Below are 17462 nucleotides of genomic sequence, written 5' to 3'. Positions count from 1 at the left end.
TTATTTTAAATCATCATTATTATTTTTGGGCAATACAAGGGCGAACAGGCGGCTTATAAATTTATAAGCCGCATCAGTTGTTTATTATTAGAGGCGAAAATCAGATCAGGGTTTTAAAGCCGCGCCGTTCGAATTAATTACTTCTTTATACCAGAAGAAACTTTTCTTACGGCGACGCTCCAGCGTGCCATTCCCCTGGTCATCACGGTCAACGTAGATATAACCATAGCGTTTGGAGAACTCGGCTTTCGAGGCGCTGACCAGATCAATCGGCCCCCAGCTGGTGTAGCCCATCACTTCCACGCCATCTTCAATGGCTTCACGCACCTGAACCAGATGGTCATTGATATATTCAATGCGGTAATCATCGTTGATGCTGCCGTCTGCTTCGACTTTATCACGCGCACCTAATCCGTTTTCCACAATAAATAATGGCTTCTGGTAACGGTCATAAAGTTCATTCATTAAGAAGCGCAAACCTGCCGGATCAATCTGCCAGCCCCATTCGGAACTTTGCAAATGCGGGTTAGGCACCATATTTAATATGTTGGCGCGCGCTTTAATATTTTGCTCTTCGTCAGTGGTTACACAACCGGTCATATAATAACTGAATGAAATAAAGTCGACCGTTTCTTTCAGCGCCTCTTTATCTTCAGCCGTAATATTAATTTCCATGCCACGATCTTTGAAGAAGCGCTTCATGTATGCCGGGTATGCACCGCGCACCTGTACATCGCCGAAGAATAACCAGTCGCGGTTTTGCTGCAAAGTTTCCATCATATCAGCCGGTTTGCAGGTCAGCGGATACAACATTCCGCCGAGCAGCATATTGCCGATTTTGCCGTCAGGAATGATCTCGTGGCAGGCTTTTACCGCTCTGGCGCTGGCCACCAGCTGATGATGAATGGCCTGATAAATTTCCTGTTTGCTGCTGTCTTCCGGCAAACCGACGCCGGTGAACGGCGCATGCAGCGACATGTTGATTTCGTTGAACGTCAGCCAGTGTTTCACCTTATTTTTGTAACGGCTGAACACCGTACGGGCGTAGTTCTCAAAGAAACCGATAGTGTCGCGACTGCCCCAGCCACCGTGTTTTTTCACGATGCCATACGGCATTTCATAGTGAGAAAGCGTCACCAGCGGTGTAATCCCATATTTTGCCATTTCATCAAACAGGCGGTCATAAAAGGCCAGACCGGCTTCGTTTGGTTGCAATTCATCGCCCTGCGGGAAAATACGCGTCCAGGCAATTGAGGTACGCAGCACGGTGAAGCCCATTTCGGCGAACAATTTCATGTCTTCCGGATAACGATGATAGAAATCAATCGCCACATCTTTCACGCCGAAATCGCCTTCAGTACGTTCCTGCACCGGACCAAAAACGCCTTGCGGTTGCAGGTCAGAAGTTGATAAGCCTTTACCGTCAGTCAGATATGCACCTTCCACCTGATTGGCTGCGACTGCGCCGCCCCATAAGAAACCGTCTGGGAATTGCTTGTTCATGTGAACCTCCTGGCTCTGGTCGTTATCGTAATAAAGTGAGTAATGGCGCTTGTTCGCTGGTGTCCTGACCAACACTTGCCGGGATGACATCCAGATAGTCATCGCTGTTGGTGACCAGCACCGGCGTGGTCAGGTCATAACCGGCATCGGAAATGCCCTGCATATCGAATTCCAGCAACAAATCGCCCTGCTTCACCACCGCATCAACCGCGATGCGTGGCGTAAAGAATTTGCCGTCCAGCTTCACCGTATCGATGCCGACGTGGATCAGAATTTCTGCACCCTCGTCAGATTCAATCCCTATGGCGTGATGGGTTTTGAACAGGGAAACCACGGTGCCATTTACCGGCGATACAACCCGCCCCACTGCTGGCACCACCGCCACGCCTTTGCCCAGCAGACCACTGGCGAACGTCGGATCGTTAACCTGATCGAGTGCGATACAGGCACCGGTCATCGGGCTGGCAATCAGGGTTTTTCCGCGTGGTGCCTGAACGGCCTCCGCTTTGGCCTTTTCGGTGATTTCCGGCGTTGCCGCTTCTTCTTTCATGCCGAAGAAATAGGTTGCGAATGCGGCAAACACGAGGGCAATCAGCGTCCCGGCAATGGCGGCGGTCACCGTTTTATCAAAGCCGGTTGGCGGAATAATTTGCGTGAAAGTGAAGATGCTGGCGAAACCGAAGGAATACGCCGTGGTCTGGAAATACCCGAGGATCGTCGCACCCAGTGCGCCACCGGCGCAACCGAAAATAAACGGACGACGACGCGGCAGGTTGATGCCGTAAACCGCGGGTTCGGTAATCCCGAAAATCCCCGCGCTGATGGCTGAACCCGCCAGCGCTTTTGTCCGCGCATCTCTTACGCGCAGCATCACGCCAATCACCGCCCCGACCTGCCCCATCACGGCCGGCAATAACAGCGGGAGCATGGTGTCGTGACCGAGAATACTGAAGTTGTTGATCATCAGCGGCACCAGCCCCCAGTGCAGACCGAAAATCACACACACCTGCCACAGTGCGCCCATAAAGGCACCGGCAATCATCGGGCTGATGTGATACACAAACTGATAGCCGTTAGCCAGTTGCTGGCTGGCCCAGGTGGCGACGGGTCCGATAATCAGGAAGGTCAGCGGCACTACAACCATCAGGCAAATAAGCGGCGTGATAAAGTTACGCAGCGCTGAAGGCAAGATTTTCATGGCCCGTTTTTCCAGCCAGCTTGATACCCACGCAGCCAGGATCACCGGGATCACCGATGAGGCGTAATTGATAAACACCAGCGGGATACCGAAGAAATGCTCGCCCTGAGCACCAGGTTGCTGTGCCTCAAATGCGGCGATCATCAGCGGATGCACCATCGCGCCGCCAATCATCATGGTAACGAACGGATTACCGCCGAATTTTTTACCGGCGGTGAAACCGATCACCAGCGGGAAGAAGTAAAACATGGCGTCACTGGCGGCGAACCAGACTTTGTAGGTACCGCTTTCCGGCACCATCCAGCCGCACGCCAGCGCCAGTGCCAGAAAACCTTTCAGGATCCCCGACGCGGCCATGATGCCGATAAACGGGGTAAAAATGCCGGAGATAACGTCAATCGCCCGGGCAAATAAACTGCCCTTATCACCGCTGTCATCGTCGCCGCTGTCGGAAAGCGCACTGCCTTTCACCAGCGCTTCATAAACCGCACCAACGTGGTTGCCGATAACAACCTGAAACTGGCCGCCGCTCTCGACGACCATGATGACACCCGGGTTTTCTTTTAATCCGGCAGCGTCGGCTTTACTCGTATCTTTTAATTTAAAACGTAATCGGGTGGCACAATGCACCACGCTGTTGACGTTGTCTTTTCCGCCCACTCCGCGGAGAATTTCATCGGCTAATATACTGTATTCCATGGTGTTATCTCATCAGAGTAAGGGCGTCGTGCACGACATTGCCGTTGTATTTCAAAGGGGCGGCCGGCCCCTGAATTCAGGCCAAAAAAAAACCTAAACTTCCGGCCTTTTCGCAATATGCGAAAAAACGAGAAGTTTAGGTTTTGCCTGTCAGACAGTAACAATCCTGCTTTCTGAAAAGGATTCTCTGGCGAATCGTCAGAAGAAACAAGTCGTAATATCCGCCGGATGATGAAACTGTGATCGGCTTCAGAATTTGTGCGAAAAGCAGATGCCTGACCGGATCACCTTCAATCTGATCCTGCTCACAAACCGGAAACAAAATTAAATAACGTAAAATGCATATTCGTTTCCTCAATTGTTTACGGGCAGTCCATTCTCAATACTTCTTTTTATATTTCGTCTTTTAACGCGTTATCCGTGCGTTCCCATCCGGTAAATCAAGGAGATATAATATGACTCACCTGTATCAGGATGCTTCACAGCCCGTCGCTACCCGCGTCGCCGACCTGCTCGCCCGCATGACGCCCGCTGAGAAATATGCCCAGATGCACGCGTTCTGGCTGATCCTCGACAGCAACGGGAAGCATAAAGAACGGTCCGATCTTAGCGATGATTTTGCCAGGCATAAACAGACTCTGGCGCTGGAGGAGCAACTGGCGCTGGGCGCGGGACAAATCACGCGCCCACTGGGAACGCACGTGGTCAGCCCGGAAGAAGGCGTGCGCGCCCTGAACCGGCTGCAAAAAATGCTGGTTTAAGAAACACGGCTGGGCATTCCGGCGATGTTCCACGAAGAGTGTCTGGTCGGCCTGTTGTGCAAAGATGCCACGCTGTTTCCCTCTTCCCTGAGTTATGCCTCGACGTGGGATCCGCAACTGATGGAGCAAATTGCAGGCGCTATCCGCGATGAAGCGCAAAGCGTTGGTTGTCATCAGGGCCTGGCGCCGGTGCTGGATGTTTCCCGCGATGTCCGCTGGGGTCGAACTGAGGAAACCTTTGGCGAAGATCCGTATCTTGTTGGCGTCATGGCGACGGCTTACGTGCGCGGTTTGCAGGGCGAAAAGCGTGACCTGCTGGCAACGCTGAAACATTACGTCGGGCATTCTTTCAGCGAAGGGGCTCGCAATCATGCGCCGGTGCATCTGGGTTTTCGCGAGCTGAATGACACCTTCCTGCTGCCGTTTGAGATGGCGGTAAAGCTGGCGAATGCCGGTTCGGTGATGCCGGCTTATCACGACATCGACGGCCAGCCTTGTCACAGCGATCACTTCCTGCTGACCGAAGTTTTGCGCGAACAGTGGGGATTCGATGGTCTGATTGTTGCCGATTACGGCGGCGTCAGCCTGCTGCATCAGCATCACGGTGTCAGCCATGACGACGCGGAATCCGCCGCGCTGGCGTTTAATGCCGGTCTGGATATCGAATTGCCGAAAGGTGACTGCGCGCAGCATCTGGCCGATGCTGTTTCACGTGGCCTGATTGATATGGCGAAAATTGACGAGATCGTCGCCCGCGTGCTGACTGAAAAATTCCGCCTCGGGCTGTTTGAACAGCCTTACGTACGTGATCCGCAGCCACAAATGCAACAACCCGCCACGCGGGAACTGGCCTGGAAAGCCGCTGTCCGTTCCATCACCTTGCTGGAGAATAATGGCATCCTTCCGCTGAAACCCAAATCCGGGCAGAAAATCGCAGTGATCGGCCCGACGGCAGACGATCCGCTGGCGTTGCTTAGCGGTTACAGCTTCCCCGTGCATCTGATCATCAGCGAAATGGATGCGCAGACGGAACAGGTCACCACGCCGTTACAGGCCTTGCGCGACGCCTACGGCGAGCAAAATATCCGGTATGCAAAAGGTTGCCATATTCTTGAAAAACGCACAGCGGGCGCGCCGGTCTTCCCCGGCGATACCGGTTCAGCCATGCAAAAGTCGCCGGTATCACGAAGTACCGTGCTTATCCCACAGGCCGTGAAACTGGCGCAGGAAAGTGATGTCGCGTTTGTGTTTGTCGGCGATCTGGCCGGATTATTCCAGAGCGGCACGGTCGGTGAAGGTTCTGATACGGACAGCCTGCAATTACCGGGCGTTCAGCAACAGTTGCTGGAAGAGATTGTCGCGACCGGCAAACCGACCATTGTGGTGATGACCGGCGGTCGTCCGTATTCACTTAGCGGACTGGAGGAAAAAGTCGCCGGATTCCTGATGGCGTTTGCGCCCGGTCAGGAAGGCGGACGTGCAATTGCCGATATCGTCAGCGGTAAAGAAGCACCGTCCGGCAGGCTGGTGGTTTCCGTACCGAAAAGCGCCGGTGCCATGCCGTATTATTACAATCACAAACTGAAAAGTGGCGGCACACCGATTGCGTTCCACTTTGGCGCAAAATACCCGTTTGGCTACGGGCTAAGCGGCACCACGTTCCGCTATCACGATCTGCAACTCAATCAGCAACCGGTCGCTATCGAAAATGGCGATATTGCAGTACAAATCAAAGTCACCAATACCGGAAATCAGACGGGCAGCGAGGTGGTGCAGGTTTATCTGCGTGACTGCGTGGCATCACTGGTGCGCCCGGTGAAGGAACTCAAGGCTTTTGAGCGCGTAACGCTGGACGCCGGACAAACCGCAACGCTGAATTTCAGCATCCCGACCGACATGCTGAATTTTACCAGTCACGCGGGTAAGCGCATCGTCGAACCGGGTTCTGTTGAAGTTCAGGTGGGCTCTTCAAGCGCCGATATTCATGCAACAGGAAAGGTGATTCTGGCGGGTGAAGTGCGCGAGTTGCCACGTCACTGGCGGATGGTCAGCCGTTGTGAAGTCAGTCAGTAATTTCTGCTGGCTGAAATAAGCAAAACGGACGCTCAGGGCGTCCGTTTTTATGCGTGCAAAATCGTTTACTCAGATTCTCTGGTGATCCCGAAGTGCTTATACGCATGATTGGTCGCCATACGCCCGCGCGGTGTGCGCTGAATAAAGCCTTGCTGGATCAGGAACGGTTCGATGACGTCTTCAATCGTCTCGCGCTCTTCACCAATTGCCGCGGCTAAGTTATCCAGCCCGACCGGCCCGCCGGTGAACTTATCGATAATCGCCAGCAATAGTTTGCGGTCCATGTAATCGAAACCCTCGGCATCGACATCCAGCATGTCCAGCGCGCCGTTAGCCACATCACCATTAATGGTGCCATCGCCTTTGACTTCCGCGAAGTCACGCACACGGCGCAACAGGCGGTTAGCGATACGCGGTGTACCGCGTGAACGGCGGGCTATCTGATGCGCGCCCTCTTCCGACAATTCCAGCCCGAGACAAGACGCACTGCGCCCGACAATGTGCTGCAAATCCGCCACCTGATAGAACTCCAGACGTTGCACGATACCAAAACGGTCACGCAGTGGTGACGTCAGAGAACCGGCGCGAGTGGTGGCACCAATCAGGGTAAAAGGGGGTAAATCGAGTTTGATAGAACGCGCTGCCGGACCTTCACCAATCATGATATCCAGCTGATAATCTTCCATTGCCGGATACAAAATTTCTTCAACAACCGGCGACAGACGGTGGATTTCATCGATGAACAGCACGTCGTGCGGCTCAAGATTGGTCAGCATCGCGGCCAGATCACCGGCTTTTTCCAGCACCGGGCCCGAGGTTGTGCGCAGATTCACGCCCATTTCGTTAGCGACGATATTGGCCAGCGTGGTTTTACCCAGCCCAGGCGGCCCGAAAATCAACAGGTGATCGAGCGCATCTTTGCGTTGCTTGGCCGCCTGAATAAAGATTTCCATTTGCGAACGCACATGCGGTTGCCCGACGTATTCGCTGAGCAACTTCGGGCGTATCGCACGGTCAATGACTTCTTCTTCACTGAAGACTTCGGAAGAAATCAGGCGGTCAGCTTCAATCATCGTTTACCTCACAGCGCTGCGCGCAACGCTTCTCTAATCAACGTTTCAGATTCCGCACCCGGCCTGGCCACTTTGCTGATCATGCGGCTGGCTTCCGGTGGTTTGTATCCGAGGGATATCAGGGCTGCAACGGCTTCGCCTTCGGCATCAGATTCTTTAGCTTTCGACGCCGATGCAGGTAGCGTGATATCAGTATGATTGTTAAATAGATCACCGTTTAATCCTTTAAACCGGTCTTTCATTTCAACGACCAGGCGTTCTGCGGTTTTCTTACCGACGCCAGGTAATTTGATTAATGCGGTGATTTCTTCCTTTTCTACCGCACTGACAAACTGCTGTGCCGACATGCCTGACAGAATGGCCAGCGCCAGCTTGGGCCCCACGCCGTTCACTTTGATCAGTTCACGGAACAGTGCGCGCTCTTGTTTATCGTTAAATCCGTAGAGCAGTTGCGCATCTTCACGGACGATAAATTGCGTGAAGATGATAGCTTCCTGACCCAGCTCCGGCAATTCGTAAAAACAGGTCATCGGCATATGCACTTCATAGCCCACGCCGTTAGTTTCAAGCAGCACCAAAGGGGGCTGTTTTTCCAGAATAATGCCTCGTAGTCTGCCTATCACGTTCATTTTCCTTATCAGGTCAAAAGCAGCGATGTTTATATCATAAAAAAGGCTGGATGAATATCCAGCCTAATGGACTTGCGGCGTCTATCGCATACGTCCGCGAGCCATCTGTAATTTGTCTGAGCTCAGACGAATGGCGTTCTGGCTCATGTGGCAATGTGTAATCGCAATCGCCAGCGCATCGGCGGCATCCGCCTGGGGATTGGCCGGTAATTTCAGGATTGAACGCACCATATGCTGAACCTGCGATTTTTCAGCCGCACCGGTACCCACGACAGTCTGTTTCACCTGCCTCGCCGCGTATTCAAACACCGGCAAATCCTGATTCACCGCTGCCACGATCGCCGCGCCACGTGCCTGCCCGAGCTTTAACGCCGAGTCGGCATTCTTCGCCATAAAGACGGATTCGATGGCAAAAAAATCAGGCTGAAATTGCGTAATGATTTCCGACACACCGGCATAAATCAGTTTCAGACGTCCCGGCATATCATCCACCACCGTGCGGATACACCCGCTGCCGAGATAGCTGAGCTGACGCCCTGTCTGGCGGATAATGCCATAGCCGGTAATACGCGAACCGGGGTCGATCCCCAGAATAATAGCCATAGCCAGTCAACGCCTTGTGTTGTCGTTTTTTTGGAAAGTTGGGGGAGAGTATAAACTGCTGAGGCACAACAGGATAGCCAGCCGGTGGTAGCCACCGGCGGCACTGAGATTACAGAGTTTCTGCGATCTCGTCGGAGATTTCACCGTTGTGGTAAACCTCCTGCACATCGTCACAATCTTCCAGCATGTCGATCAGGCGTAACAATTTAGGTGCAGTTTCTGCATCCATGTCGGCTTTGGTCGATGGGATCATGGTGACTTCAGCGGAATCAGCTTTGTAACCGGCAGCTTCCAGCGCATCTTTCACTTCGCCCAGATTTTCCCAGGCAGTGAAGACATCGATAGCGCCGTCATCGTAAGAGATGATGTCTTCAGCGCCCGCTTCCAGCGCGGCTTCCATCAGCACGTCTTCGTCCAGGCCAGGAGCGAAAGTGATCACGCCTTTTTTGGAGAACAGGTAAGCCACGGAACCGTCGGTACCCAGATTGCCACCGGTTTTGGTGAAGGCATGACGCACTTCTGCCACGGTACGGTTGCGGTTATCACTCAGACATTCAACCATGATGGCTGAGCCACCCGGGCCGTAACCTTCATAAATGATGGTTTCCATGTTGGTGTCTTCGTCACCGCCCACGCCACGTGCGATAGCACGGTTGAGGGTGTCGCGGGTCATGTTGTTCGACAGCGCTTTATCAATCGCCGCGCGCAGACGTGGGTTTGAACCCGCATCGCCGCCGCCCAGACGTGCCGCTGTCACCAGCTCACGAATGATTTTTGTGAAAATTTTGCCGCGTTTAGAATCTTGCGCCGCTTTGCGGTGCTTGGTGTTGGCCCACTTACTGTGACCTGCCATAAATATCTCCAAAAAGTCTTAAGTCTTAACAGACCGAATAGTTTACAAATTCTTCAATCGCCTGCTGGTTGCTCGGAGAGACCGTCAGCGCAGACGCTGCGGATTTATCGAGCCACCGGTACGCATGATGTTCAGTAAGAACCACATCACGCTCGTCGGGTAACGCCAGACAGAACCAATGTTCTTTGTTACGGGTCACGCCGGGAGCATAGCGATGGCGCAAATGCGCAAATATTTCAAAGTCCTCGCAGCGCTGGCAATCCTGCAGAGTCAGGTTTTCACCTGCAATGTCGATACCGACCTCTTCCATGACTTCACGCTGCGTGGTTTGATTCGGGGATTCCCCGCCTTCCAGACTGCCGGTCACCGACTGCCAGAAATTCGGGTCATCCTTTCGTTGGAGCATCAGCACCCTGCCGGTGTTTCTGGCGTAGATGACGCACAGTATCGACTCAGGACGCTTATAGCTCATTAGTTATTCTCTGTATTTGTGTCTGGCGTCACTTCTTTTTTCGCCACCACTGCGATGCCCAGTTCCAGCAGTGAAGCCGGGTTGGCAAAGCTTGGCGCTTCGGTCATCAGACACGCAGCCGCGGTAGTTTTCGGGAAGGCGATCACGTCACGGATATTGTCGGTACCGGTCAGCAACATCACCAGACGATCCAGACCAAATGCCAGACCCGCATGCGGAGGCGTACCGTATTTCAGGGCATCGAGCAGGAAGCCGAATTTCTCGCGCTGTTCGTGCTCGTTAATACCCAGAATGCTGAACACGGTTTGCTGCATTTCGCTGCGGTGAATACGCACAGAACCGCCGCCCACTTCGTAGCCGTTGATCACCATGTCGTAGGCGTTTGCGATAGCGGAAACCGGGTTCGCCGCCAGTTCTTCTGCCGTCATGTCTTTTGGCGCAGTGAACGGGTGGTGCATGGCGCTCAGGCCGCCTTCGTCGGTGTCTTCAAACATCGGGAAGTCAATAACCCACAGCGGAGCCCACATGTCTTCTTTGGTGATTTTCAGATCACGGCCAACTTTCAGACGCAGTGCGCCAATCGCGTCAGTCACAATCTTCGCGCTGGCTGCGCCGAAGAAGATCATGTCGCCATCTTGCGCGTCGGTACGTTCGATCAGGGCTGCCAGCAGTTCTTCGTTAAGGAATTTCGCGACCGGGCTCTGGATACCTTCCAGACCTTTCGCCACTTCATTCACTTTGATGTATGCCAGACCTTTCGCGCCATAGATTTCGATGAATTTTGCGTATTCGTCGATTTGCTTACGGCTCAGGGATGCACCGCCCGGAACACGCAGCGCAGCCACGCGGCCTTTCGGATCGTTAGCCGGATCAGCAAAGACTTTAAACTCGATGTTTTTCATCAGGTCAGCCACATCGACCATTTCCATCGGGTTACGCAGGTCCGGTTTATCAGAACCGAAACGACGCATAGCCTCTGCAAAAGTCATGATCGGAAAATCGCCCAGATCCACGCCTTTCACTTCCTGCCACAGTTCGCGGGCCAGTTTTTCCATCACTTCACGCACTTGTTCAGCGCTCATGAAGGAGGTTTCCACGTCGATCTGGGTGAATTCAGGCTGGCGGTCAGCACGTAAATCTTCGTCACGGAAGCATTTAACAATCTGATAGTAACGGTCGAAACCGGACATCATCAGCAGCTGTTTGAACAGCTGAGGAGACTGCGGCAAGGCGTAGAACTTGCCTTTATGCACACGGCTCGGCACCAGATAGTCACGCGCTCCTTCCGGCGTGGCTTTGGTGAGCATCGGGGTTTCGATGTCGAGGAAGTCATGGCTGTCCATGAAACGGCGCACGAAGCTGGTAATTTTTGCACGGGCTTTCAGGCGGTTAGCCATTTCAGGACGACGCAGATCCAGATAGCGGTATTTCAGACGCGCTTCTTCAGTGTTGACGTGGTTGGAATCCAGCGGCAGCGATTCAGAACGGTTGATGATGTTCAGATTGCTGGCGAACACTTCCACTTCACCGGTCGCCATGTCTTTGTTGAACTGGCTTTCAGGACGCGCACGCACGGTACCGGTCAGCTGAATACAGAATTCGTTACGCAGTTCAGACGCCAGTTTGTAGGCTTCAGCCTGATCCGGGTCGAAGAAAACCTGAACGATGCCTTCGCGGTCACGCATATCGATGAAAATCAAACCACCCAAATCGCGGCGACGGTTAACCCAGCCACACAATGTTACTTCCTGGCCCACATTGGACGCATTCAGTTTTCCACAATATACAGTACGCATAACGGTATCCTTTTGATCCCACTACCCGGCCTCATGGCGCACAGGCACAGAAACGGTTATTGACTCTGGTCGTTCGCCGCAAAACTCAGCAGCGCTCGGAATGGGTTTTATTCAGGTCGAAAAAAGGCGGCTATTATAAAGGAATTTCCGGCGAAGGATAAGTACGAACACGTCAACGCTGACGCGGAAATTCATTCGTGTTGCAAGCTACACATAATTTAACAAAATTATCTCATTTCAGTCTGCCCGTTAGAATAGACTCGCGCCATCCCCTTTGTACACGCAGTAAATAATTCCTTTCTCTCATTACCCTATTGAAAACCGGGAGCTACACATGAAACTTGACCCAAAAACTACCGCACTGGTACTGATCGACTTACAGAAAGGGATTTTACCGTTCGCTGGTGGCCCGCACACCGCACAGCAGGTGCTGGATAATGCCACTGAACTGGCAAACCGTTTTCGTAAACTGGGCGCGCCGGTCGTCATGGTTCGCGTGGGCTGGTCAGATTCTTTTGACGAAGCGCTGAAACAACCGGTTGATATCCCTGCGGCTGCGCCGGAAGGCGGTTTACCTGCAAGCTGGTGGGAATTTCCTGAACAGCTGGGCGTCACCGACAGCGATCTGCTGGTGATTAAGCGCCAGTGGGGCGCATTCTATGGCACCGATCTGGATCTGCAACTGCGTCGTCGTGGCATCAAAAGCATCGTGCTGGCGGGTATCTCCACTAACATCGGCGTGGAATCCACCGCGCGTAACGCCTGGGAACACGGCTATGAACTTGTCATTGCTGAAGACGCCTGCAGCGCGCACAACAATGACCATCATCAGTCCAGCGTGCAATTTATCTTCCCGCGTATCAGTCGCGTACGTTCAACTGCCGAAGTGCTTGCCGCTCTGCCGGAGTAACGTTACCCTGAATTTCTTGCCTGAACGCCGCCCGCTGAGGCGGCGTTTTATTTGGGAATTCCGGCTCAGAAAACAGGGAGCATGATTATGTATATTGGTTTACCGCAATGGCACCACAACGCCTGGGCAAAAATCGGTTTGCGTGATCTGGCCGATTACGCGCGGTATTTCAATTGCGTCGAAGGCAATACCACCTTTTACGCCCTGCCCAAACATGAAGTGGTAATGCGCTGGCGCGACATGACGCCGGAATCTTTCCGTTTTTGTTTCAAATTCCCATCGGATATCAGCCATAAAGCGGCACTGACGAATTGTCAGGAAAACGTCGATTTGTTTTACCGCACGCTCGAACCGCTCGGTGAACGCATTGGCCAGCTCTGGCTGCAACTTCCTGCCACCTTTGCCCCCGTTCACCTTGACCGACTGTGGCAATTTCTGGATGCCCTTCCCGCGGGTTTCGATTACGGCGTTGAAGTGCGCCATCAAGATTTTTTTAACAAAGGCGAGGAAGAACGTGCGCTGAATCAGGGCTTACATCAGCGTGGAATTAACCGCGCCATTCTCGACAGCCGTCCGGTTCACAGTTCGAAGTCCACAACTGAAGCAGTCCTCGAAGCTAAACGCAAAAAACCGATTCTTCCGTTGCACGCGCTGGCGACATCATCCCGGCCCATTGTGCGTTTTATCGGTGGCGACAGTCTGGACGCTAACCGTCCGCTGTTCGGACAGTGGATTAAAAAACTCGACGACTGGCAATCACAGGGATTATCACCGTATCTGTTTATTCATACGCCTGACTGTACCGATGCCCCGCAGCAGGCGCGCAGCCTGTGGCAGGATTTGCACCGGCAAATGCCCTCTGTTCAGCCCGCACCTGACTGGCCGGAACAGGACACCTTGTTCTGAGAATATTCAGGATTTTCTGACGACAGTCTTACGGCAGCCCGTTATCATAGCAGCGTAGCGGAAGGTATTAGTTCCGCCAGATAACAGGGATTAACCAAGGAAGTCATCATGATTAGCGCGTTATATGTCGTGCTTGCTGCCATACTTTTGATCAAACTCTCTTTCGATGTTGTCCGCCTGCGGATGCAATACCGCATTGCCACCGGCGACGGCGGTTCCTACGAATTACAAACTGCCATCCGTGTCCACGGTAACGCCGTAGAATATCTGCCGATTGGCTGTTTACTGCTGCTGTTTATGGAAATGAACGGTTCGCCCATCTGGACAGTCCACGCCTGCGGTTTGTTGTTGATTCTGGGCCGGTTATTCCATTATTACGGGCTGAAGAACCGCGAATTTGCCTGGCGCCGCAACGGCATGGGCGCCACGTATATCTCGCTGGTGCTGATGGTCGTGGTGAATATTATCTATCTGCCATGGTCACAATTTTTGAACTTCGACTGATCTCCCCGCTTTCCCCGGGCTGTTTTGATGCAGTTTTGAAACAACACCCGAGCGCGCAGGTATCTGCCTGCGCCAGTATCTGCTAAAATCTGCCCTCAACTTTTTACCCACACTCTTTTTGGCCTGACTCACCGCTATGGCAAACCACGATACGCTGTTTTCTGCACCAATAGATAAGCTGGGCGACTGGACGTTCGATGAACGCGTTGCTGAAGTTTTCCCTGACATGATCCAACGCTCAGTTCCGGGCTATTCCAACATTATTTCGATGATTGGTATGCTCGCCGAGCGCTTCGTTCAGCCCGACTCGAATGTCTACGATCTGGGCTGCTCGCTGGGTGCTGCCACGCTGTCGATGCGTCGCAACATCAAGGTTCCGGGCTGCGAAATCATTGCTGTCGATAACTCCCCCGCCATGGTGGAACGCTGCCGCCGCCACATTGATGCTTTCCGTGCCGATACCCCGGTTAACGTGATTGAATCCGACATTCTGGATATCGAGCTGAAAAATGCCTCGATGGTGGTGCTTAACTTTACGCTGCAATTCCTTGAACCGGCTGACCGCCAGCGCTTACTTAATCAGGTATATCAGGGTATGCGTCCGGGGGCAGCGCTGGTGCTGTCTGAAAAATTCAGCTTTGAAGATAAAGACGTCGGCGAACTGCTGTTCAATATGCATCACGATTTTAAACGTGCGAACGGCTACAGCGAGCTGGAAATCAGCCAGAAACGCAGCATGCTCGAAAATGTAATGCTGACTGATTCAGTTGAAACTCACAAAGCCCGCCTGCACCAGGCCGGATTCCAGCACACAGAAGTCTGGTTCCAGTGCTTTAACTTCGGTTCACTTATCGCGCTGAAAGCCGGAGAAGCAGAATGATTGATTTCGGTGATTTTTATCGCGTTATCGCCAAAGGGCCGCTGAGCCCGTGGCTCAATACCCTGCCATCACAACTGACTGCATGGCAGAAAGAATCGCTGCACGGCAAGTTCAAACTGTGGTTTAACTCCGTCGATCGTTTGCCACTGTTGCAGCCAGAACGTCTGGATTTACTGCACAGTGTCAGCGCTAATATGGAAGTGCCTTTGCCAGCCGGTCAGCGCGAAGGGATTGAAAATCTGCTGCGCAATATGATGCCATGGCGTAAAGGGCCATTTTCGCTGTACAATGTTGAAATCAATACCGAATGGCGTTCTGACTGGAAATGGGATCGCGTTCTGCCGCATATCTCTTCGCTGGCAGGCCGCACTATTCTTGATGTCGGCTGCGGCAGCGGATACCACATGTGGCGCATGATTGGCGCAGGCGCGCATCTGGCCGTGGGTATCGACCCGATGCAGCTGTTCCTGTGTCAGTTCGAGGCCGTGCGTAAATTGCTGGGCGGCGATCAGCGCGCGCACCTTTTGCCGTTGGGTATCGAACAATTACCTGAGCTTAACGCGTTCGATACGGTGTTCTCGATGGGCGTTTTGTACCACCGTCGTTCGCCGCTGGATCACCTTCTGCAGCTGAAAAATCAGCTGGTCAGCGGGGGCGAACTGGTGCTGGAAACCTTAGTGATTGAAGGCGACAGCGAGCAGGTACTGGTACCGGGCGACCGTTACGCGCAGATGGGGAATATCTATTTCATCCCTTCTGCAGCAGCACTGAAAAACTGGCTGATCAAATGCGGCTTTGTTGATGTACGCATTGCGGATGTCAGCGTCACAACGCTGGAAGAACAGCGCCGTACCGACTGGATGACCAGTGAATCACTGGCTGAATTCCTCGACCCGAACGACCCGACTAAAACTATCGAAGGCTATCCGGCACCACGTCGCGCCCTGCTTATCGCCCGCAAGCCCTAACTCCCTCTTCCTCCGCCAGACATCCTCAGGTCTGGCGGAATTTATTGCTCACACTTTACCCTCACTTTCAGCCACATGGCTCTGTACATCGCGCCGTAAAAAGGTCTAACCTTTATTGAGGGTATCTGTTTGTTATGACAGAGATCGTCGCTAACGTATTGGGAGGAAGTATGAAATTCCCTAAAGGCAGCATCGTTAAACACAGATCCGGAGATATCAAAGGTCGCATCATGAATACCTTCGAATCACAGACAGGCACCGTGTCCTATTTCGTTTCCTGGGAAGATGGCAGCAGCAGTCTGCATAAAGAGGAAGAATTACACTGGGCCAATATTGACGTCGCGATCAGGATAAAAAACTTCTACGAAAAGTAGCGGTTCCCCTCTTCTGTCAAAGCCCTTTGTAAAGCTTCGCGTTTTGACGTTATAACATTGGATTGATTGATAGTTTTTCGTGTATAAATTCGGCCAACCAATTTATCCGTACGCGATTATTTCGCGGAGAAATCAATGCGCAGAAGAATTCGTTTCCTCATGGACCGCGCCGTCATTGTTTTAGGTCTTTTTGTCATGTGTCTGGTCGTTAAAGCAGGGATGTTTGGCGTGGCATTGCTGACCTGGGGCTGAGAAGTCATTCCGGTCATTAACAACAGTAATCCCCCCGCAGTTTTCCCGCACTTATAAAGAACGAAGAATAAAAAAAGCCCCGCCAAAGTGACGGGGCCTGGTACTTGCGCAGGGCGACGCAATAAGGGTCGTGTGACCCGGTTAAACTTTTGAGTTATTACGCCACGCCGAGCGGGATATTTCATCGTCGAACTGCAATGTTCTTTTCATTGCGGCAACAATATCGCCGTCCACGCAATAACGACTGAATTCATCAAAGTCCGTGTCAGAACTCATCGTGACACCGGCTTTGCGGTAACGCATAGAAGAAGGCACCTGACGTCCGGCCGAGCTGTGCAATTCAGTCAGCCCGATATCCACAAACTTTTGCAGATTGGTCAGTCGCACGCCCGCGCCAGCCATAATGATTGGACCACGCGTCAGCTGGTTGAGTTCCCGAAGCATCGGTAAACCTACTTCTGCATTTTGTTGCTGTCCGGAAGTCAGAATGCGCGCCACCCCTAACTGAGTCAACTGCTCTAACGCAATCTTCGGATTGAGACACATATCGAACGCGCGATGGAATGTCACGGCCATATCGCCGCACAGCGCCATGACTTCCCACATTCTTGGCATATCGATATGCCCTTCCGCATCCAGCATACCTACGACCAGTCCCGGAAAACCGAGATCACGAATGCAGGCGATGTCACTTTTCAGCACATCAAATTCGCTCTGGCTGTAGCAAAAGTCACCACCCCTCGGGCGTACAATCGGATGTACCGGGATTGTCACTTTTTCCCTCGCCAGTTTGAGGGTGCCGTAACTCGGCGTAATCCCACCGTCAGCCTGACTCGCGCATAATTCGACGCGATCGGCTCCGGCCAGTTCTGCTGTCAACGCACAGTCTACGCTGTAACAACACACTTCTAATTTAGTCATGTGATCTCTCCTGATTACGGCATTATGCTACAACACTTGTCTGTAACCGGCCATGTCGCGTAGGCTTTGAGATGAGCATCCCCGCCC

Annotated in this window: 15 protein-coding genes and 1 pseudogene; 7 read left to right on the top strand and 9 right to left on the bottom strand. The window is 52.8% G+C overall.

What is annotated here, in order from left to right; translation table 11 throughout:
- Positions 1–105: 105 nt before the first annotated feature.
- Together ACJY2G_RS10215 and bglF are read right to left on the bottom strand one after the other, a co-directional pair.
- On the bottom strand, positions 106–1503 hold the full coding sequence (locus tag ACJY2G_RS10215; RefSeq protein WP_430319750.1) for a glycoside hydrolase family 1 protein: 1398 nt from the start codon (positions 1501–1503) through the stop codon (positions 106–108).
- 22 nt (positions 1504–1525) lie between these two features.
- On the bottom strand, positions 1526–3400 hold the full coding sequence (gene bglF, locus ACJY2G_RS10210) for a PTS beta-glucoside transporter subunit IIABC (protein WP_430319751.1): 1875 nt from the start codon (positions 3398–3400) through the stop codon (positions 1526–1528).
- A 455-nt stretch (positions 3401–3855) separates the two neighbouring features.
- On the opposite strand from bglF, the pseudogene ACJY2G_RS10205 reads away from it, so the two are divergent.
- Positions 3856–6234: pseudogene (locus ACJY2G_RS10205) on the top strand (glycoside hydrolase family 3 N-terminal domain-containing protein).
- A gap of 65 nt (positions 6235–6299) precedes the next feature.
- Here the strand turns inward: ACJY2G_RS10205 and ruvB are convergent.
- The 6 genes from ruvB to aspS form a co-directional block, all read right to left on the bottom strand.
- Positions 6300–7307 (bottom strand): Holliday junction branch migration DNA helicase RuvB, encoded by a 1008-nt coding sequence (gene ruvB, locus ACJY2G_RS10200; protein ID WP_120162671.1) that lies wholly within the window; start codon positions 7305–7307, stop codon positions 6300–6302.
- An 8-nt stretch (positions 7308–7315) separates the two neighbouring features.
- A complete protein-coding gene (ruvA, locus tag ACJY2G_RS10195) occupies positions 7316–7930 on the bottom strand; it encodes a Holliday junction branch migration protein RuvA (RefSeq protein WP_120162754.1) in 615 nt (204 codons plus the stop codon).
- A gap of 87 nt (positions 7931–8017) precedes the next feature.
- Positions 8018–8539, bottom strand: coding sequence for a crossover junction endodeoxyribonuclease RuvC (gene ruvC, locus ACJY2G_RS10190; protein WP_015696865.1), 522 nt, complete (start codon positions 8537–8539; stop codon positions 8018–8020).
- Between the two features lie 109 nt (positions 8540–8648).
- Complete coding sequence (locus ACJY2G_RS10185) at positions 8649–9392, bottom strand: YebC/PmpR family DNA-binding transcriptional regulator (RefSeq protein WP_013575035.1); 744 nt, start codon at positions 9390–9392, stop codon at positions 8649–8651.
- A gap of 25 nt (positions 9393–9417) precedes the next feature.
- Positions 9418–9864 (bottom strand): dihydroneopterin triphosphate diphosphatase, encoded by a 447-nt coding sequence (gene nudB, locus ACJY2G_RS10180; RefSeq protein ID WP_439291687.1) that lies wholly within the window; start codon positions 9862–9864, stop codon positions 9418–9420.
- Complete coding sequence (gene aspS, locus ACJY2G_RS10175; RefSeq protein ID WP_430319753.1) at positions 9864–11660, bottom strand: aspartate--tRNA ligase; 1797 nt, start codon at positions 11658–11660, stop codon at positions 9864–9866. Before aspS ends, nudB begins: the two co-directional genes overlap by 1 nt.
- Positions 11661–11994: 334 nt before the next feature.
- On the opposite strand from aspS, the gene ACJY2G_RS10170 reads away from it, so the two are divergent.
- The 6 genes from ACJY2G_RS10170 to ACJY2G_RS10145 all read left to right on the top strand — a co-directional run bounded on the left by ACJY2G_RS10170 (position 11995) and on the right by ACJY2G_RS10145 (position 16202).
- The gene (locus ACJY2G_RS10170; protein ID WP_120162669.1) at positions 11995–12570 is read left to right on the top strand and encodes a hydrolase; all 576 of its coding nucleotides are present in this window, start codon (positions 11995–11997) and stop codon (positions 12568–12570) included.
- 87 nt (positions 12571–12657) lie between these two features.
- On the top strand, positions 12658–13476 hold the full coding sequence (locus ACJY2G_RS10165; RefSeq protein ID WP_430319832.1) for a DUF72 domain-containing protein: 819 nt from the start codon (positions 12658–12660) through the stop codon (positions 13474–13476).
- Between the two features lie 108 nt (positions 13477–13584).
- Positions 13585–13980, top strand: coding sequence for an MAPEG family protein (locus ACJY2G_RS10160; protein WP_430319754.1), 396 nt, complete (start codon positions 13585–13587; stop codon positions 13978–13980).
- 136 nt (positions 13981–14116) lie between these two features.
- Positions 14117–14860: a carboxy-S-adenosyl-L-methionine synthase CmoA gene (gene cmoA / locus ACJY2G_RS10155; protein ID WP_120162666.1), complete on the top strand. Its 744-nt coding sequence runs from the start codon at positions 14117–14119 to the stop codon at positions 14858–14860.
- The gene (cmoB, locus tag ACJY2G_RS10150) at positions 14857–15828 is read left to right on the top strand and encodes a tRNA 5-methoxyuridine(34)/uridine 5-oxyacetic acid(34) synthase CmoB (protein WP_439291686.1); all 972 of its coding nucleotides are present in this window, start codon (positions 14857–14859) and stop codon (positions 15826–15828) included. The genes cmoA and cmoB overlap by 4 nt, the downstream gene beginning before the upstream one ends.
- A 170-nt stretch (positions 15829–15998) precedes the next feature.
- Entirely contained in the window at positions 15999–16202 is a 204-nt protein-coding gene (locus ACJY2G_RS10145; RefSeq protein WP_430319756.1) for a hypothetical protein, read from the top strand.
- 393 nt (positions 16203–16595) lie between these two features.
- Here ACJY2G_RS10145 and cutC read toward each other — a convergent pair whose 3' ends face one another.
- A complete protein-coding gene (gene cutC, locus ACJY2G_RS10140; RefSeq protein WP_120162664.1) occupies positions 16596–17375 on the bottom strand; it encodes a copper homeostasis protein CutC in 780 nt (259 codons plus the stop codon).
- Positions 17376–17462: the final 87 nt, after the last annotated feature.

The organism is Rahnella sp. ATs2 (assembly GCF_051851855.1).
GTDB lineage: Bacteria > Pseudomonadota > Gammaproteobacteria > Enterobacterales > Enterobacteriaceae > Rahnella > Rahnella variigena.
This window is presented reverse-complemented; position numbering and strand designations above follow the sequence as displayed.